We start from the raw sequence: 24,354 nt of genomic DNA, 5'->3' as shown, positions 1-24,354 counted from the left end.
CGTGATGGATTGGGACGACCTCCGCGTATTTCTCGCAGTCGCGCGCAGCGAAAGCCTGTCCGGGGCAGGGCGGCGGTTGAAAATCGACCCTGCCACTGTAGGCCGCCGTATCGCTCGACTGGAGGAAGCCATCGGCGCGCGGTTATTCGCCAAAACCCCGCAAGGCTACAGCCTGACCGAACAAGGCACCCGGCTATTAACCCACGCCGAACGCACCGAAGCCGCCATCGACGGCGCATCCGAAGCCCTCAGCGGCCCCGAGGGTTTAACCGGCCAAATCCGCATCGGCGCGCCAGACGGCTGTGCCAACTACCTGTTGCCGCAAGTCATCGCCCGCATCTGCGACGCCAATCCGGGGCTTGAGGTGCAAATCGTCGCCCTGCCGCGGGTGTTTAACCTCTCAAAGCGCGAAGCCGACATGGCGATCGCCGTCAGCCGCCCCGAGGCTGGCCGCCTGACCGTGCAAAAGCTGACCGATTACCACCTGCACCTCGCCGCCTCTCGCGAATACCTCGCCGCACACCCGCCGATCCTCACCCGCGCTGACCTGCAATCCCATCGCCTCGTCGGCTATATCTCCGACATGATTTTCGACAAGGAACTCGACTACCTGACCGAAATCGGCGCCTCCGCCCCACCGCTCGCCTCGAACTCCGTCTCGGTACAGCTTAACTTCCTGCGGCACGGCGCGGGCATCGGTGTGGTGCATGATTTCGCACTTGCCGCAGCCCCCGAACTGCAACGCATCTTACGCGAGCAGATCCATCTGACCCGCGCTTTCTGGCTGATCCGCCACGCCGATGACGGCCGCGTTGAACGGCTCAACCGCTTCGCGGGACAACTTATAGTAGAGGTTAAGAAGGAAATGCAAAGACTTGAAGCATTGCCTTGACAGAATCTTGCGCTACCCTGACGCTGGTAACGACAGTTAGGGAGGATACCGATGCTAGTCAGTCAAATCTTGAAATCGAAATCGGATGACGGCGTCGTCACATTACCGCCCGGAACCATCATCAGCCGCATCGCTGAAGTGCTGTCAGCCCGTCGCATCGGCGCGGTTGTGATCTCACCTGACGGCAAAAAGCTCGCCGGAATCGTTTCAGAACGCGACATCGTGCGTGAGGTTGGCCGTCGTGGCGGCGCGTGCTTGAACGACAACGTCGATACCATTATGACCGCCAAAGTCGTCTCCTGCGGGCGCGGCGACAATGCCAATGAAGTGCTGCAAAAGATGACCGACGGTCGTTTTCGCCATATTCCTGTGGTCGAGGGCGATGAACTGGTCGGCCTGATCTCCATCGGCGACGTGGTGAAAGCCCGGCTTTCCGAACTGAGTATGGAGAAAGACGCTCTCGAAGGCATGATCAAGGGCTACTAAGCGCGAAAGCCGCTTCCGGATTTCACTTGCATCCGGGCACGCAATATCGTTGCGTGCCATAAATTCGGTTGCATCCCGACGCGCAATATCATTGTGCGTCGGGGACTTACGCGAGGAGCCTCCCATGCGCATTGGCCTTTACCCCGGCACGTTTGACCCGATCACTCTGGGCCATGTCGACATCATCCAACGCGCCATGGCGCTTGTGGACCGCCTCGTCATTGGCGTCGCGATCAACGATGGCAAAGGCCCGGCCTTCACGCTCGAAGAACGCGTGAAAATGGTCAAAGATGAATGTGCAGGTATCGTTGCCAAAACCGGTGGTGAGATCATCGTGCACCCGTTTGAAAACCTGCTGATCGATTGCGCTCGTGATGTTGGTGCCAGCGTGATCGTGCGCGGCCTGCGTGCGGTTGCGGATTTTGAGTATGAGTTTCAGATGGTTGGCATGAACCGCGCGATGGATGCTTCGGTGGAAACCGTGTTCCTGATGGCCGACGCACGCAGGCAGGCCATCGCCTCGAAACTGGTGAAGGAAATCGCACGGCTCGGAGGCGATATCTCAAAATTCGTCACGCCCCCGGTGGTTGAGGCTTTGGCGCGACTCTACCCGAAGCCAGCGAAATAACTGTTGGAATGTTTGTTCCATTCCGTTAGCTTTGGCGCAAATGCCGGAAACCGGCTCAGTTGATCGCTTTCGCCTGAATGCCCGTCCTAATGATCGCAAATATATGACCACACTTGACACCGCAGACCTTGCAGCGCCAACCACAATCGAGGAATTCCGCGAGCGTTTGTCTGGAATTTCCGAGGGCCTGCCGCGGCGATTGCGCCAATGTGCCGATCATATTGCCGCCAATATCGACCGCATTGCGGTATCCACCGTCGCCGAACTTGCCGCGGGTGCCGATGTGCCGCCTTCTGCCCTGATGCGGTTTTGCCAAATTTTGGGCTATTCTGGCTTTTCCGAGATGCAAAAGCTGTTCCGTGATGCCTATGCGCCGGGTTTCCCCGACTATTCTACGCGCCTGAAAAATCTGAAGGAAACCGGCGCTGGCACCCCTTCGGCATTGCTAGGCGAATTCATTGAAGCCGGCCGTTTGTCGCTGGAGGCATTGGCGAAATCCGCGGATGAGGCTGCGTTGGCGCAAGCCGTAGTGCTGCTCGCCGCCGCCGATACCGTGCATATAATCGGCCTGCGCCGTGCCTTTCCGGTGGCTGCATATCTCGCCTATGTGTTTGACAAGATGTCGGTTCCCGCCATGCTGCACGAAGGTACCGGCAAGCTTGATCACCGCCACGCTCTACGTCCCGGCGATGCGGTTTTGGCAATTACCTTTGCGCCCTATTCTGACGAAACCATCGCTTTGGCGCAACACGCTCGCGATCAGGGCCTGCCGGTGGTGGCGCTGACCGACCGTATCACCAGCCCTCTCGCCCGTGCAGGCGATGCGATTCTAACCGTCCCAGAGGTGGATTTTGGTGCGTTCCGCTCGCTATCGGCGACCCTCGCACTGGCGATTGCACTGGCCGTCGCGGTGGGTTCGGCGCGCGGGTAAGCTACGGTGACGCCGCCAAAGAAAACGCTTTTGCTTCACTCCAAAATGGAATAATTATTCCAAAATATCCGCGAGACTCAGTCTCGCCGCCGCGTCTGCCCTCGGAGGAGCCTGCCCATGAAAACGCTCGACACCATCACCATTGGCCGATCCTCGGTCGATCTTTACGGCGCGCAAATCGGCGGTCGGCTGGAAGATATGGCGAGTTTTCAGAAATACATCGGCGGCTCTCCGACCAATATCGCGGCAGGCACCGCGCGTTTGGGGCTGAGATCGGCCCTGATCACCCGGGTCGGCGACGAACATATGGGCCGCTTTATTCGCGAAGAATTGCTGCGCGAAGGCGTCAATGTACAGGGGGTGAAAACCGATCCGACGCGCCTGACGGCCTTGGTGATCCTAGGTATCCGCGATGAAACCCAGTTCCCGCTGATTTTCTACCGTGAAAACTGCGCTGATATGGCCCTGTGCGAAGACGATATCGAGGAAGATTTCATCGCCTCCACCCGCTCAATCATCGTCACCGGCACGCATCTGTCGCACAGCAATACCGAAGCCGCCGTGCTGAAGGCGTTGCAATTGGCGCGCAAACATGGTGCGAAAACCGCGTTAGACATCGACTATCGCCCCAATCTGTGGGGTCTGGCAGGCCATGGCGACGGTGAAAGCCGTTTTATAGAATCCACGGCTGTAACCGCTAAGTTGCAGTCCAACTTACATTATTTCGATCTGATAGTCGGTACCGAAGAAGAATTCCACATCGCAGGCGGCTCGACCAACACCATCGAAGCCTTGCGCGCTGTCCGTCAAGTTTCGAACGCCACGCTGGTGTGCAAACGCGGTGCCGCAGGTGCCGCAGCCTTTGAGGGCGCAATTCCCGACAGCCTTGATCATGGCCAAACCGGCCCCGGCTTTCCCATTGAAGTCTTCAATGTGCTCGGCGCAGGCGACGGCTTCATGTCGGGCCTCACCAAAGGCTGGCTTGATGGCGAAAAATGGCCCGTCGCACTGAAATACGCCAACGCCTGCGGCGCATTTGCGGTGTCTCGCCACGGCTGCACCCCAGCTTATCCGTCACTCGAGGAACTTAATTTCTTCCTAGAGCGCGGCGTCAAAACCCCGGCCTTGCGCAAAGATGCCGAGTTAGAGCAGATTCACTGGTCCACCAACCGCCGCAAACAGTGGACGCAAGTGCGCGCCTTCGCCTACGACCATCGCTCACAACTTGAAGAAATTCCCGGCGCGAATCCTGAAAATATAGCTCGCTTCAAAGAGTTGTGCCTCGAAGCTACAGTGGAAGTTGCGCAAGGCCGCGATGGCTACGGCCTGCTTTGCGACAACCGCCTCGGCAAATCGGCGCTTCACAAAGCCTCGGGCCAGGGTCTGTGGATCGGCCGCCCGGTGGAATGGCCCGGCTCTCGCCCGTTGACGCTGGAGCCTGAGATTGGCCCCGATTTTGGCGGTCTTTCCGAATGGGCGCTGGAGAACGTGGTCAAGGTCCTGTGCTTCTGTCACCCCGATGATCAACCCGAAATGCAAGCCGAGCAGGAAGCGGTGATCACCCGGCTGTTCCATGCGTGTCGGCGTAACCGTTTGGAAATGCTGCTTGAAATCATTCCATCGAAAGTTGGTCCCGTCGATGATCACACCAACGCCAAGCTGATCAGCCGCTTTTATGACATCGGCATTTGCCCAGATTGGTGGAAACTAGAGCCGATGCAGACCCGTGCCGCTTGGGCTGCGACCTGCGATGCGATCACCTTGCGCGATGCACATACCCAAGGCATCGTGATCTTGGGGCTTGGCCAAACCGAGGCAGAACTGGCATCATCCTTTAAACTTGCCGCCGAGTTTCCACTGGTCAAAGGTTTCGCGGTGGGCCGCACCATCCACGCCGATGTCGGTCGCCAGTGGATTGCCGGAAAAATTGACGACGCGACAGCCGTGGCCACGATGGCCGAAAACTTCCGCCGCCTCTGCGGTATCTGGGACGCCGCCCGAGGAGAAAATCTATGAAAACCATCCGCTTAACAGCAGCCCAAGCCATGATGCGTTGGCTTTCTGTCCAAATGACCGACGAGGGTGAGCGGTTTATTGAAGGCGTTTGGGCGATTTTCGGTCATGGCAATGTCGCTGGAATTGGCGAGGCTTTGCACGGTGTGCGCGACAGCCTACCGACGTGGCGTGGCCATAACGAGCAAACCATGGCCCATGCTGCGATTGCTTTTGCCAAGGCGAAAAAGCGTCGCCGTGCGATGGCGGTGACGACATCTATCGGGCCGGGCGCGCTGAATGTGGTGACGGCGGCGGGTGTGGCCTTTGCCAACCGCTTGCCATTGCTGATTATTCCGGGCGATGTCTTTGCCAATCGCGCACCAGATCCCGTTCTGCAGCAGCTTGAAGATTTCAACGACGGCACGGTCAGCGTCAATGATTGCTTCCGCCCGGTCAGTCGCTATTTTGACCGGATTTCCCGCCCGGAACATATCCTGACCGCGCTGCCGCGTGCCTTTCGCGTCTTGACCGACCCCGCCGATTGCGGCCCGGTTTGCTTGGCCTTCTGTCAGGATGTGCAGGCTGAAGCCTTTGATTACCCTGAAGCTTTTTTCACGCCGAAGGTCTGGAAAATCCGCCGCCCCGAACCCGATGCTGATGAATTGGCCGAGGCGATTGCTGCGATCAAGTCAGCGAAAAACCCGGTGATCGTAGCAGGGGGTGGGGTGATCTACTCGGGTGCCGAGGCAGATCTCGCGGCCTTTGCCAGCGCTCATAACATCCCGGTTGTTGAAACTCAGGCGGGCAAATCCAGCCTTGATCACGACCACGCTTTGAACTTCGGGCCGGTCGGCGTGACCGGCGCTGCCAGCGCCAACACCGTCTGCGAAAACGCCGATTTGGTGATCGGGCTTGGCACCCGGTTTCAGGATTTCACCACCGCCTCATGGACTCTGTTCAAAAATCCGACCCGCCAGATACTGTCGATCAACGTCGCGGCCTATGATTCTTACAAACACGGCGCGATTAACTTAACCTCGGATGCGAAGGTGGCCTTGCAAGCTATTGGAAAGTCACTAGGAAATCAGAAGTGGCCCTCTATCCTTAGTCTGCAGGCTGATTGGGCTGCGGCCACTGCTGCGGTTAAAGCCGCACCGACGAGCAACGCGCTACCGAGCGATATGCAGGTGATCGGCGCCGTGCAGCGTACCGCCACCAAGGCCAGCGTGGTGATGTCAGCGGCTGGCACGATGCCGGGAGAGCTTCACAAAATATGGGACGCGCCCGCGGGCGGCTATCATATGGAGTATGGTTTTTCCTGCATGGGATACGAAATTGCCGGAGCTTTAGGCATTAAAATGGCGCGGCCTGATGCCGATGTGATCTGCATGCTCGGCGATGGCAGCTATATGATGGCCAATTCCGAACTCGCGACGGCCGTTATGATGGGCATCGGCTTTACCGTATTGATCACCGACAATCGCGGCTATGGCTGTATCAACCGCCTGCAAAAAGCCACCGGCGGGGCAGGGTTCAACAATCTGCTGGACCAGTCCCACCACGTTAACCCCAGCCACATCGACTTTACCGCCCATGCCGCCGCGATGGGCGCACATGCCGTGAAAGTCAGCACGATTGCAGAGCTTGAAGCAGCCCTCACCGCTGCCAAGGGTGCTAAAATCCCGCAAGTTATTGTGATTGATACCGATCCATGGCCCGGTACCGATGCCGGCGGCAGCTGGTGGGATGTTGGCGTGCCTGCCGTCTCGGCGCGGGCTGAGGTTAATCAGGCGCGCGTCAGTTACGAAGAAAAACAAAAAGATCAACGGCTTGTGGACTGATCCTCGTGCGATCAAACTGGCATTTGAGAAAGAGAAAAGAACATGGCCGATCTTTTGCGCAAACCTAACGGTGTTTCCGGCAAGGTACATGACATCACCCCGCAGAACGCCGGTTGGGGCTACGTCGGCTTCGGGCTGTATCGGTTGGCTGCGGGTGAAACTGCGGCCGAACTGACCGGTGATCGCGAAGTCATCCTCGTTTTAGTCGAAGGCAAGGCCAGTATTCAAGCCGCAGGCCAGGATTGGGGCGTTTTGGGCGACCGCATGGACGTGTTTGAGAAGACGCCGCCCCATTGTCTTTATGTGCCAAACGACAGCGATTGGAATGCCACAGCCACCACAGCCTGCACGCTGGCCGTCTGCGCTGCACCGGGAAAATCCGGCCATGCCGCCGCGCAAATTGGCCCCGCTGGCATCACACTGACCCAGCGCGGCATCGGAGCCAACACTCGTTTTGTAAACAACATCGCCATGGAAGCCCTTGATGTTGCTGACAGTTTGCTGGTGACCGAAGTCTTCACACCGCAAGGCAACTGGTCCTCCTATCCCAGCCACCGCCATGATGAAGACGATTTTCCGCGGATGACCTATCTGGAGGAAACCTATTACATGCGGCTCAACCCGGCGCAGGGTTTTGGCATTCAGCGCGTCTATACCGAAGATGGCTCGCTGGACGAGGTGATGGCGGTGAAAAACCACGACGTCACATTGGTGCCCAAAGGCCATCACCCCTGCGGTGCGCCTTATGGCTACGAGATGTATTACCTCAACGTCATGGCAGGCCCGCGCCGCAACTGGCGGTTTCAAAATGACTCCGATCACGACTGGATTTATCAGCGCGACAGTGCCGTCTAAAATCGGTGGCTAGAAGCGACATCGCGGCGTAACACGCTTAATCCGCGTCGCGATGAAGCGGCTTACCTCGGCGTCGTAATCAGCCGCTTGGTCAAATCGACCGCTGATATTCCGCCAACGGGCACCGCGTCACTGCTCGCGCCGCAAAGCTTACTAACGTTCATCCCATCGGTGCGTCTGTGGTCAAAAGCTCGATCTGCATTGCACCACCACAGCCGCGCAGCTCGGCCTCGATCAGATGCGGCTTCGGCAAGCGCGGCGTCAACACAAGACAACGCCCGCGATAGCCCAGAGCCTTCAGTTCCGTCAGAATGACCGTCGCATCCAGATTGGCGGTAAACAACGGAAACACCACAGTATCGGGCGAAACCCGCGCCAATTCCTCGGCGGACAGCTGCGCGAATGGTATGGTGAAAATCAGCGCGTCCTGCGAGATCGGCGCATGCTCACCGCCCGCAAGATAGAGAATGCGCCGATACTGCGGCCCATTTCCATGGCCAATTCTTTGATCGGATTCGGACATTGGTGGCATCAAGCCTCCCACCTCAAACGCCGAGGATGGGTGCCAAAGCGCACTCTACAGCCGAAGCGTGAATTGTTGTTACTAAACTCGCGTAATGATACGTCAATCACGCGCGCGCGGGCAAGCCCGAACTGGTGCAAATGCCGCCGTCAGACTACACAAAGCAAAACTGGGGGCAGGCGATGGATAACGAGGCATTACGGGCGTTGCTGGGCGGCTTGCCGCTGCCGGTGATGCTGATCGGCGCGGATGAGCGGATCGTGCAGGCCAACGCGGCGGCCACGGCTCTGTTTGGTCCGGCGATATTGGATCGTCACCATGCGCTTAGCTTTCGGCAGCCCGAGTTTTTGCAGGCGATTTCGCAGGCCCTGCTGCGCGGTCAAAGTGGCCGTGTGCGGTTGACACTCGCGGGCGCGGCCCAAGATACGGTCTATGAGGTCACGGTCAGCCCGGTGCCGCAGGGTGTGCTTTGCGCCTTCGAGGATCGCTCGGCATGGGAGCAGATGGACCAGATGCGCCGCGATTTTGTCGCCAATGTCAGCCACGAACTGCGCACGCCACTGACTGCTTTGCTGGGCTTCATCGAAACCCTGCGCGGTCCCGCCCGCAATGACGCCCCGGCGCGCGAGCGGTTTTTGGCGATTATGGCGAGCGAAGCCGAGCGGATGAACCGTCTGGTGCGCGATCTGCTGCATCTCAGCCGGGTTGAGTCGGAAGAACGCGTGGTGCCTTCGGACGAACTTGATATCGCCGGACTTTTGCAAGCCTCCGTCGCCAGCCTGCGCCCGGTCGCCGAAGCTGCGCGCGTCAAGATTGTCATAGAGGGAGCAGATCAGCCGCTGATGATTCGCGCTGACCATGATCAGATGACGCAAGTGCTGACCAATTTGGTCGAGAACGCGGTAAAATATGGCAGCCGAGCCGACTCTCAAGTCCGCGTCGCGCTGAACATGGAAAAAGGCCCGCGCGGTCAGCAGTTGCGGATTTCGGTCTCTGATCAAGGTGAGGGCATTGACCCGCTGCACATCCCGCGCCTGACTGAACGTTTCTACCGAGTCGACGGCCACCGATCGCGCGAGAAGGGTGGCACCGGCTTGGGCCTCGCCATCGTCAAACACATCGTCAACCGCCACCGAGGCCGCCTGATAATCGAAAGCGCCAAAGGGAAAGGCAGCCGATTCTCGGTGCTGCTGCCCTACGAACCCCGTTAACCAAGAATCCCCGCCTAGCCATTCATACCGGCTTAAATACTCCCGCCGGAGGCTCCCCGATCCCCGCTACCGTCGCATTTCAGCCCGTTTCCCATCCCCCGAGCCACCCCGTCATATAACTGTTACAAAACTGTCGCAAAACCATAGGATATCCCGCCTAGACGGGGCGGCGAAGGGCAGGCCATCCGGGCAGCCCTCGGGAATTAATGGAGAGCATAATGTCTCTGATCAAACTGATCCCTTCCGCGCTAGCGATCCTTGCTGCATCGACTGTCATCGCTTCGGCGCGTGACCAGCTGCAAATCGCAGGCTCCTCGACAGTGCTGCCTTACGCCACGATCGTGGCTGAAGCGTTCGGCGAAAACGGCGAATTCAAGACCCCGGTCGTTGAAGGTGGCGGTTCGGGCGCTGGCCGTAAGAAGTTGTGCGAAGGCGTGGGCGAGTCGACCATCGACATCGCGAACTCGTCCTCGCGCATCAGCCAATCCGACATCGACCTGTGCAAAACCAATGGCGTCACCGACATCATGGAAGTCCGCATTGGCTATGATGGCATCGTGTTCGCTTCCGACATCAACGGCCCGGATTTCGTGCTGACCCCGGTTGATGTGTTCAACGCAATCGGCGGCACCGTTGCCAAAGACGGCGCTCTGGTTGCCAACACCGCTAAAACCTGGGCTGACGCCAATGCCGCTTTGCCAGCACAAGACATCCTGACCTTCATCCCCGGCACCAAGCACGGCACCCGTGAAGTGTTCGACACCAAGGTTCTGCTGGAAGGTTGCAAAACCAACGGCGCTTACGATCTGTTCTTGGCGGCCTCGACTGCTGCTGAAGAAGCTGACAAGAAAAAAGACGCTGAAAAGCAGTGCTTCACCACCCGTTCGGATGGCACAGCGGTTGATATCGACGGCGACTACACCGAAACGCTCAGCCGTATCGCTGCCAACAAAAACGCCGTCGGCGTGTTCGGTCTGTCGTTCTACGAAAACAACACCGACAAGCTGAAAGTTGCCACCGTCAACGGCATCGTGCCGTCGGTTGAGACGATCTCGAAAGGCGAATACCCAGTATCGCGCCCGCTCTACTTCTACGTCAAGAAAGCCCATATCGGCGTGATCCCCGGCCTGAAAGAATACATCGCCTTCTTCGTCTCTGACGATATGGCTGGCCCGGGCGGCGCTTTGGCTGACTACGGCTTGGTTCCCGATCCAGAACTCGCAGCAACCCAAGCGGCTGTAGAAGCCGAAACCGTAATGGGCCCACTGCAATAATCTAAAGCTGGAAGCGGCGCGAGACACCTCGCGCCGCTTTCACTCCCAGCGCCCCTCTGCGCGACATTCCCAAGCCTTTCCCTCTCATCGGCAGGATCCCCATGAGCCTCGGCCTTCTCCTCCTTGTACTTCTCGCCCTCGCCGTTGCTGGCTATGTGATCGGCCGCCGCAAGGCAGTCGCACAGGTCGAAGGTGACATTCGCAAATTGCACTCACTGCCGCCGTTCTATGGCCGCATCACCGCACTTCTGACCGCTGTGCCCGCGTTCTTTTTGATCGCGGCTTGGCTGCTGGCCCAGCCGCTGTTTCTGGAGACCAAAGCCCTCAACCTGATCAATCCGGCCGAACTGCCGGCGGGCAAATCAGCCGAGCTGGTGATGGCCGATGTGCGCCGTGTCGCCGCTGGTCTGGATATGTTGGCCGCGCGTGGCCAAGACGTAACGCCGTTGCTCGCCAGCCCAACCGCACTGAAAGCTGCGCTGAACACCGCAGGCGTGGTGCTAGAAACCGAACCCACCCCGTCCACCTTGGCTGCAACCGCGGCGCTGCGCTCGTCTGGCGACACATCGCGACTGGCAATGACTATCGCGGCTTTGGTCTTGGCGCTGGCAGGACTGGCGTTCGGTCTAAGCCGGATCAAACCCGAATACCGCGCCCGCAACGCCACCGAGCAATTCGCGATGTGGCTGCTGATGGCCTCCAGCCTGATCGCGGTGCTGACCACCGTTGGGATCGTCGCCTCGCTGCTGTTTGAGTCGATCCACTTCTTCCGGCTTTATCCGGCCTCCGAGTTTTTCTTCTCGACCGTCTGGAAACCGCAGTTCGGCGGCGGCTCGCAACTTGGCATCCTGCCGCTGTTGTGGGGCACGCTTTACGTCTCGGTGATCGCCTTGGTCGTTGCCGTGCCAATCGGCCTGATGTCCGCGATTTACTTGGCCGAATACGCATCCCGCTCCACCCGCGCTTGGGTGAAACCCGCCATCGAGATTCTCGCCGGCATCCCGACCATCGTCTACGGGTTGTTCGCCCTTGTCACCGTCGGCCCCCTGCTACGCGACTACTTCGCCTCGCCCTTGGGCCTTGGCAACTCGTCGTCCTCAGTGATGACCGCTGGCCTCGTGATGGGCATCATGGTGATCCCGTTCGTATCCTCGCTGTCAGACGACATCATCAACGCCGTGCCGCAAAGCTTGCGTGATGGCTCGCTCGGCCTCGGTGCCACCCCTTCGGAAACCATCAAACAAGTGGTGATCCCCGCAGCCCTTCCCGGCATCGTCGGCGCAGTTCTTCTCGCCGCAAGCCGCGCCATCGGTGAGACGATGATCGTGGTGATGGGGGCAGGGGCCGCAGCCCAACTCTCGATGAACCCGTTTGAGGCGATGACAACCGTTACGGTGAAAATCGTCAGCCAGTTGACTGGTGATACCGAATTTGCCAGCCCTGAAACCTTGGTCGCCTTCGCGCTTGGCCTCACCTTGTTCTGCCTGACCTTGGCGCTGAACATCGTAGCCCTGGTGATTGTGCGTAAATACCGGGAGCAATACGAATGACCGCCCCAATCTCACTTAAAGGCTCGCCTTTGCACCCCCGCGCCGCCATCGACACCCGCGCGTCTTTGCTGCTGCAAGACCCGCGCACCAAAGCCCGCAACGCCACCGAGAAACGCTTCCGCGCTTACGGGTTGTCGGCCATCGTGGTAGCCCTACTGGCCCTCGTCTGGCTGCTGGTTTCGATCTTCGGCAATGGCCTGCCAGCCTTCCGGCAGACCTTCATGACCATCCCAGTAACTCTGGATGCTGCCCTCCTTGATAAAGGCGGCAAGCGCGATCCGGCGGACCTTTCTAAAGCCACCACTGTCGCCTATGGCAAATTGCTGGCGGCGTCGCTGGGTGCCGAAATTACCGCCAAAGGTATCGACCTTGGTGGCATGGATGCCAAAGCCCTCGCCAAAATGATATCTGAGGAATCCCCCGCCACCCTGCGCAACCGCGTGCTGGCAGACCCCTCACTCATCGGCACCACGATCAACTTCACGTTGCTCGCCTCGGGCCGTATCGACGGCTACTACAAAGGCCGGGTTTCCATGGAATCTGCGGCTCTGGACAAAAACACCTCGCCCGAGCAACTCGCCATGGCGGATAAACTCAAAGCCGCAGGCGTGCTCAGCACCAGCTTCAACACGGGCTTTATGACCATGCCCGACGCCTCCGACAAACGCCCCGAGGCCGCTGGCCTTGGTGTCGCCATCGTAGGCTCGCTGTATATGATGTTCGTAGTGCTGGCCTTGGCGCTGCCGATCGGTGTCGCCACCTCAGTCTATCTCGAAGAGTTTGCGCCCAAAAACAACTTCACCGACCTGATTGAGGTGAACATCGCCAACCTCGCCGCCGTGCCCTCTATCGTTTACGGCATCCTCGGCCTGTCGATTTTCATCAACTTCGCTGGCCTGCCGCAATCTGCCCCCATCGTCGGCGGCCTCGTGCTGACGCTGATGACGCTGCCGCGCATCATCATCCCGACCCGCGCCGCCCTCAAAGCCGTGCCGCCGAGCATCCGCGACGCGGCCTTGGGGATTGGCGCGAGCCGTCTGCAAACCATCACTCACCATGTGCTGCCGCTCGCGATGCCCGGTATTCTCACCGGCACCATCATCGGCCTCGCGCAAGCCTTGGGCGAAACCGCACCGCTGCTGCTGATCGGCATGGTCGCCTTCGTGCGCGACTTCCCCGGCGCACCGCCCGAGGGCCTATTCGACCCCGCCTCGGCGCTCCCGGTGCAAATCTACAACTGGACCCAACGCGGCGACCCCGGCTTTGTCGAGCGCGCCTCAGGGGCCATCATCGTGCTGCTGGTTTTCCTGATCGCGATGAACGCCGTGGCGATCTACTTCCGCCGCAAATTTGAACGCCGCTGGTAAGGGAAAACACATGAAAGACCAACGATTGGAGACCCGCGTGGACACCCAGACCATCAAGATAGAGGCCCGCAAAGCGCAGGTCTATTATGGCACCAACCATGCCATCAAAGATGTCGATGTCGATATTATGGACAAAACCGTCACCGCCTTCATCGGCCCGTCAGGCTGTGGTAAATCCACCTTCCTGCGCTGTTTGAACCGGATGAACGACACCATTCCGTCTTGCCGCGTCGAAGGCTCTATCACGCTGGAAGGCGAAAGCATTTACGATCCCCGCGTCGATCCGGTGCAACTGCGCGCCCGCATCGGCATGGTGTTCCAAAAGCCAAACCCGTTCCCGAAGTCGATCTATGACAACGTCGCTTACGGTCCGAAAATCCACGGCCTGACCCGCAACAAAGCCGAACTTGACGCCATTGTTGAGTCCTGCCTGCGCAAAGCCGCCCTGTGGAACGAGGTGAAAGACCGCCTACAAGCCCCCGGCACTGGCCTTTCCGGCGGCCAACAACAGCGCCTCTGCATCGCCCGCGCCATCACGACCTCACCCGAGGTTCTGCTGATGGACGAACCCTGCTCGGCCCTCGACCCAATCGCCACCGCACAGGTTGAGGAGTTGATCGACGAACTCCGCAGCCAATTCTCGGTGGTCATCGTCACCCACTCGATGCAGCAAGCCGCGCGCGTCAGCCAACGCACCGCCTTCTTCCACCTCGGCAACCTTGTGGAATTCGGCGAAACCGGGCAGATCTTCACCAATCCCAAAGATCCCCGCACGGAATCCTATATCTCTGGCCGGATCGGTTAAGGAACAATCATATGCTGAATGAACATATCACCCGTGCCTTTGATCGTGATCTGGAAGCCGTGCAGGCGATGATTATGAAAATGGGTGGCCTTGTCGAAGCGGCCCTTTCGGACGCTGCCAAAGCCTTGGAAACCCAAGACGAAGCTTTGGCCGAACACGTCCGCCAAGGCGATAAAGCCATCGACTTGCTGGAAGAGTCGGTCAACGCTGAATGCGCTCGCCTGATCGCCTTGCGCGCACCCATCGCCACTGATCTGCGCACCGTGCTGACCGTGATGAAAATCGCCTCCAGCTTGGAGCGTTGCGGCGATTATGCCAAGAACCTCGCCAAACGTGCGCTGGTGCTTGGCACCATGTCGCAAATCCCCGGTGCCGCAGGCTCGATCCGCCGCATGGCGCGTCAAGTCGGCTTGCTGCTGAAGGATGCGCTCGATGCGTTCGTCTCGCGCGATGCAGGTCTGGCCGCCGAAGTTCGCCTGCGTGATCAAGAGGTTGACCAGATGTATAACGCGCTGTTCCGCGAGTTTCTAACGCATATGATGGAAGACACCCGCAACATCTCCGCCTGTATGCACCTGCATTTCATCGCCAAAAACATCGAGCGCGTTGGCGACCATGCCACCACGATTGCCGAGCAGGTAATCTATCTCGCCACCGGCTCGCTGCCAGATGAAGATCGCCCGAAAGCCGAACTCGCGGGGGGGAATGCCTGATGGCACCGCGCCCATCCGTTCTGCTGGTCGAAGACGAACCAGCGCAACGTGCCGTACTTTCGTACAACCTTGAAGCCGAAGGCTTCGAGGTCCGCACCGCGGACAATGGCGAAGACGCTCTATCGCTGATCGCGGAGGAGGCTCCCGATCTGATCTTGCTTGATTGGATGATGCCTTTGGTGTCGGGGATAGAGGTGTGTCGCCGCTTAAAAGCCCGCCCCGAAACCCGTGGCATCCCGATCATCATGCTCTCGGCGCGATCGGAAGAAGTTGATAAGGTGCGGGGCTTGGAAACCGGCGCCGATGATTACGTCATCAAACCCTATTCCGTGGTCGAGCTGATGGCCCGCCTGCGTGCGCAACTCCGCCGTGTGCGTCCCGCCACCGCTGGTCTTCTGCTCGAATGGGGCGATATCCGGCTCGATACCGAAACCCACCGCGTTTACCGCGACGACAAAGTTTTGAAACTTGGCCCCACCGAGTTTCGCCTGCTCGCGACCTTCATGGAGAAACCCGGCCGGGTATTTTCGCGCGAGTCGCTGCTGGACCGGGTCTGGGGCCGCGACATCTACGTTGATACCCGCACCGTAGATGTCCACATCGGCCGATTGCGCAAATCGCTCTGCACCTTCGGCGGGGATGACCCCTTACGAACAGTGCGCGGCGCGGGCTACGCTCTGGGGTAGGCACGCCCTAAACCCCGACACGCGCGACACCACCTTACAATTTCACATTGGCATAAATATTCCGGGGGTCCGGGGGCTGGCCCCCGGTCCTCACAACCGCGCCAACCGTTCCGTCAGCAGATCATAAAACCCCTGCGCATCGACATCGCCGATAAACAGCGCGTTCTTCGCGCGGTCCGTCACGCCCCACCAATCCGCAACAGTCATCCCCAAAGTAAGCTCTGACTGAGTCTCGATCTCGACGTTGATCATTCGCCCCGAAAACAACTCCGGCTTGATCAGATACGCGACCACAGTCGGATCATGCAGCGGCCCACCCTCAGAGCCATATTTCGCCAAATCGAACCGCTCAAAAAACTCCGCCCAAGCCGCAGAAACCCGCCCCACCTCAGTCCCCATATCCCGCAAAGCCTGCACCCGAGGTTTCGTCGTCAAAACTTTATGAGTCACATCCAGCGGCATCACCACCAAAGGCACGCCTGATTTGAACACGATCTCCGCCGCTTCAGGGTCCACATAGATATTGAACTCCGCCGCCGGAGTGATGTTGCCGACCTCAAAATAAGCCCCGCCCATCAGCACGATTTCCTGCACCCGGCCCACCACATCCGGCGCCTGCAAAAACGCCTGCGCCACATTGGTCAGCGGCCCGAGCGGGCACAAAGTCACCGTGCCGCCGGGTTCGCGCCGCAATGTCTCAATGATGAAATCGACGCCATGTTGATCTTGCAACGGCATCACCGGATCGGGCAGCACCGGCCCGTCCAGCCCAGTTTTGCCATGCACATGCTCCGCCGTCACCAGCTTGCGCTTCAAAGGCCGATCGCAACCCGCATACACCTTCACATCCGAGCGACCAGCCAACTCGCAAATCATCCGACTGTTCTTCTGCGTCAAAGCCAGCGGCACATTGCCCGCCACCGCGACGATGCCCAATACCTCAAGATCTTCCGGGCTGCCCAGCGCCAACAGAATTGCGAATGCGTCGTCTTGGCCGGGATCGGTGTCGATGATAATCTTGCGGGGCTGATGTGTCATGCGCTGCTCCTGTTTGTGCCGAACAAACGTCATTCAACCGGGCTTGTCCACATGGTCAAAAAAGAAAAGGCCGCCTGCGGCGACCAATCCTTGAATTAAAAAGATCGGGCTTTCCGATCAGTTATCGACATCAACCTCTTCGATCAGCTTCAACGCCTCAGGCCGCTGCTCGGCAACCTCGGCGAGCGTCAGATTGTCCGGCGTAAACTCACCCCAGCTTTTCACCAGCGCCGACCGCTCCACACCCGGCTCCACCGGAAACTCATAATTCGTCTCGGCGTAGATATGCTGCGCTTCCTCCGACGACAGCCATTCCATCAGCTTCAACGCCGCCGCATGGTTTGGTGCCGCCTTGGTCATCGCGATGCCAGAGATATTCATATGCGTACCGCCGCCTTCAAACACCGGAAAGGCGATATGCACGGCCTCGGCATATTGCTTATCCTCGTCATCATTCAGCATCTGGCCAAGATAATAGGTGTTGCCCAAAGCGATATCACATTCGCCCGACCAGATCGCCTTGACCTGATCGCGGTCCACGCCGGTAGGTTTCTTCGCCAGATTGGCCTTGATGCCCTCCAACCAGGTTTTCGTATAAGCCGCGTCGTGATGCGCCAACACCGCCGCCGTCAAAGCCACGTTGTAATCCGAGGTGAACGGACGCGTGCAAATCCGGCCCTTCCATTTCGGATCAGCCAAATCCTCGTAAGTCGTCACATCGCCCGGCTTGATCCGCTCGTTGCTTACATAAACCACCCGAGCACGGCTGGTGAGCCCAAACCAATGCTTGCCCGGATCACGAAAGCCCGCCGGGATATTCGCCTCTAGCACGGGCGAGTCGATCTCCTGCGTCACGCCCGCCTTTACCACTTCCATCAGCCGCGCAATATCCACGGTCAGAATCAGATCGGCAGGGGAGCGATTACCCTCGGCCACCAAACGTTCCGCCATGCCCTTATCGACGAATGCGACGTTAACCTCGATACCGGTTTCTTTGGTGAAAGCGTCGATCAGCGGCTGGATCAACTCGGGCTGACGATGCGAGTAAATATTGACCTCCTCCGCCAAAGCTGCACCCGTCAATCCGGGCCCAGTCAATCCGGGCAAAACGGTGCTGATCAGCGCAAGGGCTGCAACGGGCAGGTGGCGCATCGGTTGGTCCTTATCGTCAGGTTGGTTGCCCGCCGTTAAAGCCCGTTCCCCCGCTGCGGTCAATGTCCGAGCAAAACACTTTGCTGTGGGGGCAGGGCATCATTGGCAGCGGGCTACCGCGCCTTAGCGGCCTTTTCCTCAGCCTTGGCGCGATTCCACAGCGCATCCATTTCGGCAAGATCGCTGTCGGCAGGCGCTTTACCAGCCTCGGCCAGCCAATCTTCAATCCGCCCAAACCGCCGGGAGAATTTCGCATTGGCAGCGCGCAACGCAGCTTCAGGGTCAACATCAAGATGCCGCGCCAAATTGGCCATCACAAACAACAAATCGCCAAACTCCTCGGTAACTTCAGCCTGCGTCAACTGATCGCGCGCCTCCACCAACTCCGCCGCTTCCTCAGCGATCTTAGCGACCACTTCATCAGTCGAGGGCCAATCAAACCCCACCCGCGCCGCCCGCTTTTGCAGCTTCACCGCCCGCGTTAATCCCGGCAGACCCAACGCCACGCCATCCAGCACTCGCGCCTGAATATCCAGCTTTCCACGCTCCGCCGCCTTGATCTTCTCCCAATCCACCGTCTGCTGCTCGGGCGTTTTGTCGCGGCTCTCGCTGCCAAACACATGCGGATGCCGCGCCACCATCTTGTCGGAAATCGCCCGCACCACGTCCTGAAAGCCGAACATGCCCCGATCCGTCGCCATCTGGGCATGGAACACCACCTGCAACAGCAGATCGCCCAACTCACCCGGCAACTCGCTCCACGCCTGCCGCTCAATCGCATCGGCAACCTCGTGCGCTTCCTCAATCGTGTAGGGCACGATGCCGGCGAAATCCTGCTCGATATCCCAAGGGCAACCCGAAACCGGGTCGCGCAGCCGCCGCATAATCTCTAGCAGGCGATCAATGCCGCCGTCCGGGTCGCGCAAAAGTTGGTTGGCGGCGTCGTCAGAATGGGGCAGGGGCATTGCCGATCCCTTCCAGATAAGATTTGATCAAAGGCCAAGCCAAATCAGGAGATCGCTATGCCCGTCCTCAACCGTATCGCTGCTTATGCCGAGGAAATGAAGGGCTGGCGCAGGCATTTGCACGCGAATCCTGAACTGTCTTTCGATTGCTTTACCACGGCGGCCTATATCGTTGATCGTCTGAAAGAGATCGGCGTCGATGAGATTCACCCCGGCATCGCCAAAACCGGCATCGTCGCGATCATCAACGGCCAAGATTACGATGCTAAAGTGGGCGGCCCCACCATCGGCCTGCGCGCCGATATGGACGCGCTGCCGATCCAAGAGATCACTGGGGCGGAATATGCTTCCACCATCCCCGGTAAAATGCACGCTTGCGGCCACGACGGCCATGTCACCATGCTGCTGGGGGCCGCAAAATATCTCGCCGAAACACGCCGCTTTAAGGGTCGCGTGGCGCTGATCTTCCAACCCGCCGAGGAAGACGGCGCGGGCGGTATGGTGATGGTGAATGAAGGCGTGATGGACCGTTTCGCGGTCGAGCAAGTCTACGGCATCCACAACGCCCCCAACGTGCCGTTCGGGCATTTCCTGACCACCCCCGGCGCACTGATGGCCTCGGTGGACACCGCCTATGTTTACCTCAAAGGCAAAGGCGGCCACGGTGCCACCCCGCATGATTGCGTCGATCCGATTGTGGCTTTGGTCGGGATGATCTCGGCAATCCAAACCATCATTCCGCGCAATATCTATGCGCTGGACGAGGCGGTTTTGTCGGTCACCATGGTGAACTCCGGCACGGCTTCCAACATCATCCCCGAAGAAGCCATGTTCGCCGCCACCATCCGCTGCTTCAAGCCGGAGGTGCGCGCGCTCTTGAAAAAGCGCTTCCACGAAATCGTCGAAGGCCATGCGGCGGCTTACGGTGTGCAAGCCCGGATTGACTACGATTGGGGCTATCCCGCCACCATTAACCACGCCGACCAAGCCGCCTTTGCCGTTGAAGTTGCTGCCGAAATCGTCGGCGAGACCTCGGTCGAGGGTAATTCGGTGCGCGAAATGGGTTCGGAAGATTTCTCCTATATGCTAGAGGCCCGCAAAGGCGCTTACCTGTTCATGGGCACCGGCCCCGGCGCTGGCCTGCATCACGCGGCGTTCGATTTCAACGATGAAGCCGCCCCCATCGGAGCCTCATTCTTCGCCCGCTTGGTAGAGCGCGCTCAGCCTTTGAACTGATCCGACCTGCCGATTACAACGACCTAGCGCCGCCCCCATCGGCTGCGCTAGGCTGGCTCAATCCGTTTCAAAGGAGCCGTTATGATCCGCCGCCATATCCCGCTAACCCTTGCGCTGATTCTGCTCGCCTCCCCAGCTATGGCCGACGATTACCTCGCCTTCCACTCACCCTCCGGCAACATCCAATGCGCTATTTCGACCGGAGACTATGCGCAAGTCCGCTGCGATATGTCCGCCCTGACCCCGACCTACCGCACCGCTCCACCAGATTGCGAATTCGACTGGGGCAGCAGCTTTGCCGTCGATGCTGGCGGCCCGGGTTATCTCGCCTGCGTGTCCGATGCGGTGGCAGATCCGGGTGGCTTAGAACTCGGCTACGGCAAGTCAATCACGCTAGGCCCGTTCACCTGCAGTTCCGAGAAATCCGGCATGGAATGCAGCAACCTCGGCGGCCATGGTTTCAAGCTGTCAAAGGCCAAACAGCGCCTGTTCTAACTTTTGATCAAATACCCTCTGGTCTTTTTACCGGGTTTGGCTATCTTGGCCAAATCATATTGACTGGAGATTCAAAATGAACGCGCCTGCAACTCCGCCCAACACGTCCGCCTTCGAGATGGACCGCGCCCATGTGCTGCATCCGTGGGCGAATTTCGGGCCGTTCCAGAAAGCTGGCTCGCTGGTGATCAGTCGCGGGCAGGGCGCGAAACTGTGGGACGAGCAGGGGCGGGAATACTTCGACGCCGTCGGTGGCATGTGGTGCACCAACATCGGCCTTGGTCGTCGTGAGATGGCCGATGCGATTGCCGAGCAAGCCGAGCGCCTCGCCTTCGCCAACCATTTCGTCGATATGACCAACGATCCCGCCGCCCGTCTGGCCGCCAAACTGGCCGAACTCGCCCCCGGCGATCTAAACCGCGTGCATTTCACCACCGGAGGCTCCACCGCCGTCGATACCGCCGTGCGCGTGGTCAGCTATTACCACCATTCGCGTGGCAACCCCGATAAAACCGACATCGTCGCGCGGGAAAACTCCTACCACGGCTCGACTTACCTCACCCAATCGGTCGGCAAGCGCAACGGCGACCGGATTGAGGAGTTTCGCTACAAGACCGAAGGCATTCACCACCTATCCTGCCCCAACCCCTACCGCCGCCCCGATCACATGACCGAGGCGCAATTCTGCGATGACCTGATCGCCGAGTTCGAAGCCCTGATCGCAAAAGTCGGTGCCGACCGCATCGGTGGCTTCATTGCCGAGCCGATCCAAGCCTCTGGCGGCATCATCATCCCGCCACAAGGCTACCTCAAACGCATGTGGGAAGTCTGCAAGCGCCACGACATCCTGTTCATCGCCGATGAAGTCGTCACCGCCTTTGGCCGCGTCGGCCACTGGTTCGCATCGGATGATGCCTTCGGTGTGCAGCCAGACATGATCACCACCGCCAAGGGTCTGACATCGGGCTACCTGCCGCTCGGCGCGCTGATCTTATCGGATCGGATTTGGGCGGCGATGGCGGAAGGTGGCCACCGCTGGTTCACCACTGGACTGACCTATTCCGGCCATCCGGTCAGCTGCGCCTGCGCGCTGAAAAACATCGAAATCATGGACCGCGAAGACCTGCTCGGCAACGCCACCCGCGTCGGCGCTTATTTCAACACCCGCCTGAAGGCGCTCGAACAGCTGCCGCTCGTTGGCAATGTGCGCGGGCAGGGCTTGATGCTCTGCGTCGAAAACGTCGCCAACAAGACCACCAAAGACCTGCTGCCCGACGCGGTCAACGAGAGCAAACGTATCTCAGATGTGGCCGAATCACTCGGCCTGCTGGTCCGCCCCATCGGCCATCTGAACGTGATGTCGCCGCCGCTGATCATCACCGAGGCCGAGGTCGATTTCGTGGTCGATACGCTGGAGCAATCCATCCGCCGCGTCACCGATGATCTGGTGCGCGAGGGCCATCGCTTGGGCTAACCCATAGCGGCGCGCCCCAGCGCCCGCTAGATTAACCAGCAAAACCCGAGAAAAATATGGCCGTTTCCCATACAATTAATGGCCCTTTTCCATACACCGATTCCAGCCAAATTTCGCCCCGTTAACCTTCGATTCGCAGGGCTTCGCCACTAAGCGCCCCCATCTTCACAATGGCCCGAATATCCCCACCGGAGGCTCCGACCCATCCACCGCCCCAAACGCATCAGCCTTGACAACCCACCCCAGCTGCCGTCCCTTTGAATCACCCCGGATCAGCGCGTCTCCGGCCCGGCTTCTGCCGTGGATAAAGACGCAAGCGCGACCAATCGCGAGTAAATCATGGCCCTAGAAGATGCCAAAACCGAAATCGACACCGCGTTCACCCGCACCGCCCAGCGCGGTTATGCCTTTGAGAATGCGTTCTCGGGTGCCACGAGCTTCCTACGCCGCACCTATACCAAAGACCTGACCGGGGTGGACCTCGCCATAACTGGCGTGGCGTTTGACCAAGCCGTTACCCACCGCAGCGGCACCCGCTTTGGCCCGCGTGCCATCCGGGAGGCGTCAACTTTGCAGCCCTACGATCCGCCCTACGGTTGGCCGACCAACCCGCTGGAAGATATGAACATTATCGACTACGGCGACTGCGCGTTCGACTATGCCAAGACCTCCGATTTCCCCGAAACCCTGACCGCGCATATCCGCAAAATCCTTGCAGCGGGCGCTGGCACCATCACCTTAGGTGGCGATCACTACATCACTCTGCCAATCCTGCGCGCCTATGCCGAGAAGTTCGGGCCCCTGTCCGTCATCCATTTCGACGCCCATTCTGACCTCTGGCCAGATGACGATATGAGCCGGATCGACCACGGAACCATGATGTATAAGGCGGTCAAGCAGGGCTATGTTGACCCGACCCGCTCGGTGCAAATCGGCATCCGCACCACCACCGAAGATTACTTGGGTTTCAATGTGATAGACGCCCGCTGGGTGCATGAAAACGGCACCGCTGCGACCGTGGCGAAGGTGAAAGATATCGTCGCCGATCACCAAACCTACCTGACCTTTGATATTGACGCGCTGGACCCCTCGGTTGCCCCCGGCACTGGCACTCCGGTCTGGGGCGGCCTGCATTCCTGGCAAGCCGCCGCCATGCTGCGCGACCTCGCGGGCGTCAACATGGTAGGCGGTGATATCGTCGAAGTCTCACCGCCCTATGACACCACCGGAGCCACCGCCATTGCCGGCGCGCATGTCGGGTATGAGCTGATCTGTCTCTATCACTGGGCAAAGACTCAGCGATAAACGAGCCCGAAGTCAGCTAAAAATTGACCAGCGTCTTGCTTGATTGATTAGGGCAGGGCGCGGTCTAATATGTGGCATTTGCCTAAATATTAGGCTAAATCTGGTTCAGCGACTTGCATAACGCACAGCGAAGCGCTTGGTTCCCTCCCAATATGCCGCTTCCTGCCTGTTTTTCCCACTTACAGAGGCGGATTGCCGCCCACTGATATTTCAGTTCGTTGATTTTTATCTCGCAACCGTGATTGTCGCCGCAACGCAGCAACAACTTGGGCCAACCAAGAATCACCGCTGCCAGATCGAAAACAACAGACTTGGGACATACACATGGCGTTAAACTTCCGCACTCTGGCCGCTGTGCCACGTATTGCCGCTCTCATCGGCGTATTGGTTCTCAGCGCCGCGTGCGTGCCTAACGGTTCGGAAGTGACGATGCTCTCTGCCCACCCCGAGCTGATCCAGCCCGGTTTGAACCCCAATTTCGTCGCGAAAGCCATCGGCAACGCGAAGGCCAAACGCGCCAAGGGTCAAAAGGTCTGGTGCGTGCCCTTCGCGCGAGACGCGAGTGGCGTGGAAATCAAAGGCAATGCTGGTACTTGGTGGGGTCAGGCTAAAGACAAATTCGCGCGCGGCCACGATCCGGTTGTTGGTGCGGTGATGGCGTTCTCGTCCACCCGTAAGCTGCCAAAAGGCCATGTTGCTGTTGTTTCGCAAGTGGTGTCAGAGCGCGAAATACTGATCGACCACGCCAACTGGAAGCCGAGCCAAGTCTCGCTTGGCATGAAAGTGGTTGATGTTTCGACGAAAAATGACTGGTCGGTTGTGAAGGTCGCAAGTGCGGGCGACACTTTGGGTCGGCCTTACCAAATCGACGGCTTCATCTGGAAAGCCGCTACGCAGGCCACCTTCCTTGCAACCACGCCATAAGTCGTTGC

The 24,354-nt window shown here is 59.2% G+C and carries 23 protein-coding genes; 19 read left to right on the top strand and 4 right to left on the bottom strand.

What is annotated here, in order from left to right; all coding sequences use genetic code 11:
• Nucleotides 1-4: 4 nt before the first annotated feature.
• The 7 genes from JWS10_RS19800 (at nucleotide 5) to iolB (ending at nucleotide 7,628) form a co-directional block, all read left to right on the top strand.
• On the top strand, nucleotides 5-892 hold the full coding sequence (locus JWS10_RS19800) for a LysR family transcriptional regulator (RefSeq protein ID WP_299509509.1): 888 nt from the start codon (nucleotides 5-7) through the stop codon (nucleotides 890-892).
• A gap of 51 nt (nucleotides 893-943) precedes the next feature.
• Nucleotides 944-1,378: a CBS domain-containing protein gene (locus JWS10_RS19795; protein WP_299481941.1), complete on the top strand. Its 435-nt coding sequence runs from the start codon at nucleotides 944-946 to the stop codon at nucleotides 1,376-1,378.
• A gap of 124 nt (nucleotides 1,379-1,502) precedes the next feature.
• On the top strand, nucleotides 1,503-2,006 hold the full coding sequence (coaD, locus tag JWS10_RS19790) for a pantetheine-phosphate adenylyltransferase (RefSeq protein ID WP_299481938.1): 504 nt from the start codon (nucleotides 1,503-1,505) through the stop codon (nucleotides 2,004-2,006).
• Between the two features lie 103 nt (nucleotides 2,007-2,109).
• The gene (locus JWS10_RS19785; RefSeq protein ID WP_299481935.1) at nucleotides 2,110-2,937 is read left to right on the top strand and encodes a MurR/RpiR family transcriptional regulator; all 828 of its coding nucleotides are present in this window, start codon (nucleotides 2,110-2,112) and stop codon (nucleotides 2,935-2,937) included.
• Between the two features lie 117 nt (nucleotides 2,938-3,054).
• Nucleotides 3,055-4,953: a 5-dehydro-2-deoxygluconokinase gene (gene iolC, locus JWS10_RS19780; protein ID WP_299509508.1), complete on the top strand. Its 1,899-nt coding sequence runs from the start codon at nucleotides 3,055-3,057 to the stop codon at nucleotides 4,951-4,953.
• The gene (gene iolD, locus JWS10_RS19775; RefSeq protein WP_299509507.1) at nucleotides 4,950-6,773 is read left to right on the top strand and encodes a 3D-(3,5/4)-trihydroxycyclohexane-1,2-dione acylhydrolase (decyclizing); all 1,824 of its coding nucleotides are present in this window, start codon (nucleotides 4,950-4,952) and stop codon (nucleotides 6,771-6,773) included. The genes iolC and iolD overlap by 4 nt, the downstream gene beginning before the upstream one ends.
• A gap of 42 nt (nucleotides 6,774-6,815) precedes the next feature.
• Complete coding sequence (iolB, locus tag JWS10_RS19770) at nucleotides 6,816-7,628, top strand: 5-deoxy-glucuronate isomerase (protein WP_299509506.1); 813 nt, start codon at nucleotides 6,816-6,818, stop codon at nucleotides 7,626-7,628.
• Nucleotides 7,629-7,788: 160 nt separating this feature from the next.
• On the opposite strand, the gene JWS10_RS19765 is transcribed toward iolB, so the two are convergent.
• Entirely contained in the window at nucleotides 7,789-8,160 is a 372-nt protein-coding gene (locus JWS10_RS19765; protein ID WP_299509505.1) for a hypothetical protein, read from the bottom strand.
• 173 nt (nucleotides 8,161-8,333) lie between these two features.
• Here JWS10_RS19765 and JWS10_RS19760 point away from each other — a divergent pair, with 173 nt between their 5' ends.
• The 7 genes from JWS10_RS19760 to phoB all read left to right on the top strand — a co-directional run bounded on the left by JWS10_RS19760 (nucleotide 8,334) and on the right by phoB (nucleotide 15,757).
• On the top strand, nucleotides 8,334-9,362 hold the full coding sequence (locus JWS10_RS19760) for an ATP-binding protein (protein WP_299509503.1): 1,029 nt from the start codon (nucleotides 8,334-8,336) through the stop codon (nucleotides 9,360-9,362).
• Between the two features lie 218 nt (nucleotides 9,363-9,580).
• Entirely contained in the window at nucleotides 9,581-10,636 is a 1,056-nt protein-coding gene (locus JWS10_RS19755; RefSeq protein ID WP_299481917.1) for a substrate-binding domain-containing protein, read from the top strand.
• A gap of 101 nt (nucleotides 10,637-10,737) precedes the next feature.
• On the top strand, nucleotides 10,738-12,186 hold the full coding sequence (gene pstC / locus JWS10_RS19750) for a phosphate ABC transporter permease subunit PstC (RefSeq protein WP_299509501.1): 1,449 nt from the start codon (nucleotides 10,738-10,740) through the stop codon (nucleotides 12,184-12,186).
• Nucleotides 12,183-13,553 carry a phosphate ABC transporter permease PstA gene (gene pstA / locus JWS10_RS19745; RefSeq protein WP_299509500.1) on the top strand — a complete coding sequence of 457 codons (1,371 nt, stop codon included), beginning with the start codon at nucleotides 12,183-12,185 and terminating at the stop codon, nucleotides 13,551-13,553. Before pstC ends, pstA begins: the two co-directional genes overlap by 4 nt.
• Before the next feature lie 10 nt (nucleotides 13,554-13,563).
• Nucleotides 13,564-14,358, top strand: coding sequence for a phosphate ABC transporter ATP-binding protein PstB (gene pstB / locus JWS10_RS19740; RefSeq protein ID WP_299509499.1), 795 nt, complete (start codon nucleotides 13,564-13,566; stop codon nucleotides 14,356-14,358).
• Nucleotides 14,359-14,369: 11 nt separating this feature from the next.
• Nucleotides 14,370-15,071: a phosphate signaling complex protein PhoU gene (gene phoU, locus JWS10_RS19735; RefSeq protein ID WP_299481905.1), complete on the top strand. Its 702-nt coding sequence runs from the start codon at nucleotides 14,370-14,372 to the stop codon at nucleotides 15,069-15,071.
• Nucleotides 15,068-15,757, top strand: a complete 690-nt coding sequence (gene phoB / locus JWS10_RS19730) for a phosphate regulon transcriptional regulator PhoB (RefSeq protein WP_299481950.1) — start codon at nucleotides 15,068-15,070, stop codon at nucleotides 15,755-15,757. Before phoU ends, phoB begins: the two co-directional genes overlap by 4 nt.
• Before the next feature lie 90 nt (nucleotides 15,758-15,847).
• Here the strand turns inward: phoB and JWS10_RS19725 are convergent, their stop codons facing one another.
• From JWS10_RS19725 to mazG, 3 genes are all read right to left on the bottom strand, one after another.
• The gene (locus JWS10_RS19725) at nucleotides 15,848-16,795 is read right to left on the bottom strand and encodes a nucleoside hydrolase (protein WP_299509498.1); all 948 of its coding nucleotides are present in this window, start codon (nucleotides 16,793-16,795) and stop codon (nucleotides 15,848-15,850) included.
• Nucleotides 16,796-16,912: 117 nt separating this feature from the next.
• Nucleotides 16,913-17,947 (bottom strand): Fe(3+) ABC transporter substrate-binding protein, encoded by a 1,035-nt coding sequence (locus JWS10_RS19720; RefSeq protein ID WP_299509497.1) that lies wholly within the window; start codon nucleotides 17,945-17,947, stop codon nucleotides 16,913-16,915.
• A gap of 113 nt (nucleotides 17,948-18,060) precedes the next feature.
• Complete coding sequence (gene mazG / locus JWS10_RS19715; protein ID WP_299509496.1) at nucleotides 18,061-18,912, bottom strand: nucleoside triphosphate pyrophosphohydrolase; 852 nt, start codon at nucleotides 18,910-18,912, stop codon at nucleotides 18,061-18,063.
• 57 nt (nucleotides 18,913-18,969) lie between these two features.
• Here mazG and JWS10_RS19710 point away from each other — a divergent pair, with 57 nt between their 5' ends.
• The 5 genes from JWS10_RS19710 (at nucleotide 18,970) to JWS10_RS19690 (ending at nucleotide 24,346) form a co-directional block, all read left to right on the top strand.
• Nucleotides 18,970-20,148, top strand: coding sequence for a M20 aminoacylase family protein (locus JWS10_RS19710; RefSeq protein WP_299509495.1), 1,179 nt, complete (start codon nucleotides 18,970-18,972; stop codon nucleotides 20,146-20,148).
• Nucleotides 20,149-20,229: 81 nt separating this feature from the next.
• Nucleotides 20,230-20,643: a DUF6636 domain-containing protein gene (locus JWS10_RS19705; protein WP_299509494.1), complete on the top strand. Its 414-nt coding sequence runs from the start codon at nucleotides 20,230-20,232 to the stop codon at nucleotides 20,641-20,643.
• 76 nt (nucleotides 20,644-20,719) lie between these two features.
• Nucleotides 20,720-22,117: an aminotransferase gene (locus tag JWS10_RS19700; protein ID WP_299509493.1), complete on the top strand. Its 1,398-nt coding sequence runs from the start codon at nucleotides 20,720-20,722 to the stop codon at nucleotides 22,115-22,117.
• A 339-nt stretch (nucleotides 22,118-22,456) separates the two neighbouring features.
• Nucleotides 22,457-23,422, top strand: a complete 966-nt coding sequence (gene speB / locus JWS10_RS19695; protein ID WP_299509492.1) for an agmatinase — start codon at nucleotides 22,457-22,459, stop codon at nucleotides 23,420-23,422.
• A 324-nt stretch (nucleotides 23,423-23,746) separates the two neighbouring features.
• Nucleotides 23,747-24,346 carry a CHAP domain-containing protein gene (locus tag JWS10_RS19690; RefSeq protein ID WP_299509491.1) on the top strand — a complete coding sequence of 200 codons (600 nt, stop codon included), beginning with the start codon at nucleotides 23,747-23,749 and terminating at the stop codon, nucleotides 24,344-24,346.
• The last annotated feature ends 8 nt before the right edge of the window (nucleotides 24,347-24,354 follow it).

Origin of the sequence: Cypionkella sp. (assembly GCF_028290025.1) — a bacterium.
In the GTDB taxonomy this organism is placed as follows: Bacteria; Pseudomonadota; Alphaproteobacteria; order Rhodobacterales; family Rhodobacteraceae; genus Cypionkella.
Note: the sequence above shows the minus strand (reverse complement) of the source record. Positions and strands in the feature narration are given on the sequence as shown.

What these genes read in the sequence shown, in the direction of transcription:
- JWS10_RS19800 (WP_299509509.1), top strand. Translation starts at nt 5, where the DNA reads ATGGATTGGGACGACCTCCGCGTATTTCTCGCAGTCGCGCGCAGCGAA.
- JWS10_RS19795 (WP_299481941.1), top strand. Translation starts at nt 944, where the DNA reads ATGCTAGTCAGTCAAATCTTGAAATCGAAATCGGATGACGGCGTCGTC.
- coaD (WP_299481938.1), top strand. Translation starts at nt 1,503, where the DNA reads ATGCGCATTGGCCTTTACCCCGGCACGTTTGACCCGATCACTCTGGGC.
- JWS10_RS19785 (WP_299481935.1), top strand. Translation starts at nt 2,110, where the DNA reads ATGACCACACTTGACACCGCAGACCTTGCAGCGCCAACCACAATCGAG.
- iolC (WP_299509508.1), top strand. Translation starts at nt 3,055, where the DNA reads ATGAAAACGCTCGACACCATCACCATTGGCCGATCCTCGGTCGATCTT.
- iolD (WP_299509507.1), top strand. Translation starts at nt 4,950, where the DNA reads ATGAAAACCATCCGCTTAACAGCAGCCCAAGCCATGATGCGTTGGCTT.
- iolB (WP_299509506.1), top strand. Translation starts at nt 6,816, where the DNA reads ATGGCCGATCTTTTGCGCAAACCTAACGGTGTTTCCGGCAAGGTACAT.
- JWS10_RS19765 (WP_299509505.1), bottom strand. Translation starts at nt 8,160, where the DNA reads ATGCCACCAATGTCCGAATCCGATCAAAGAATTGGCCATGGAAATGGG.
- JWS10_RS19760 (WP_299509503.1), top strand. Translation starts at nt 8,334, where the DNA reads ATGGATAACGAGGCATTACGGGCGTTGCTGGGCGGCTTGCCGCTGCCG.
- JWS10_RS19755 (WP_299481917.1), top strand. Translation starts at nt 9,581, where the DNA reads ATGTCTCTGATCAAACTGATCCCTTCCGCGCTAGCGATCCTTGCTGCA.
- pstC (WP_299509501.1), top strand. Translation starts at nt 10,738, where the DNA reads ATGAGCCTCGGCCTTCTCCTCCTTGTACTTCTCGCCCTCGCCGTTGCT.
- pstA (WP_299509500.1), top strand. Translation starts at nt 12,183, where the DNA reads ATGACCGCCCCAATCTCACTTAAAGGCTCGCCTTTGCACCCCCGCGCC.
- pstB (WP_299509499.1), top strand. Translation starts at nt 13,564, where the DNA reads ATGAAAGACCAACGATTGGAGACCCGCGTGGACACCCAGACCATCAAG.
- phoU (WP_299481905.1), top strand. Translation starts at nt 14,370, where the DNA reads ATGCTGAATGAACATATCACCCGTGCCTTTGATCGTGATCTGGAAGCC.
- JWS10_RS19725 (WP_299509498.1), bottom strand. Translation starts at nt 16,795, where the DNA reads ATGACACATCAGCCCCGCAAGATTATCATCGACACCGATCCCGGCCAA.
- JWS10_RS19720 (WP_299509497.1), bottom strand. Translation starts at nt 17,947, where the DNA reads ATGCGCCACCTGCCCGTTGCAGCCCTTGCGCTGATCAGCACCGTTTTG.
- mazG (WP_299509496.1), bottom strand. Translation starts at nt 18,912, where the DNA reads ATGCCCCTGCCCCATTCTGACGACGCCGCCAACCAACTTTTGCGCGAC.
- JWS10_RS19710 (WP_299509495.1), top strand. Translation starts at nt 18,970, where the DNA reads ATGCCCGTCCTCAACCGTATCGCTGCTTATGCCGAGGAAATGAAGGGC.
- JWS10_RS19705 (WP_299509494.1), top strand. Translation starts at nt 20,230, where the DNA reads ATGATCCGCCGCCATATCCCGCTAACCCTTGCGCTGATTCTGCTCGCC.
- JWS10_RS19700 (WP_299509493.1), top strand. Translation starts at nt 20,720, where the DNA reads ATGAACGCGCCTGCAACTCCGCCCAACACGTCCGCCTTCGAGATGGAC.
- speB (WP_299509492.1), top strand. Translation starts at nt 22,457, where the DNA reads ATGGCCCTAGAAGATGCCAAAACCGAAATCGACACCGCGTTCACCCGC.
- JWS10_RS19690 (WP_299509491.1), top strand. Translation starts at nt 23,747, where the DNA reads ATGGCGTTAAACTTCCGCACTCTGGCCGCTGTGCCACGTATTGCCGCT.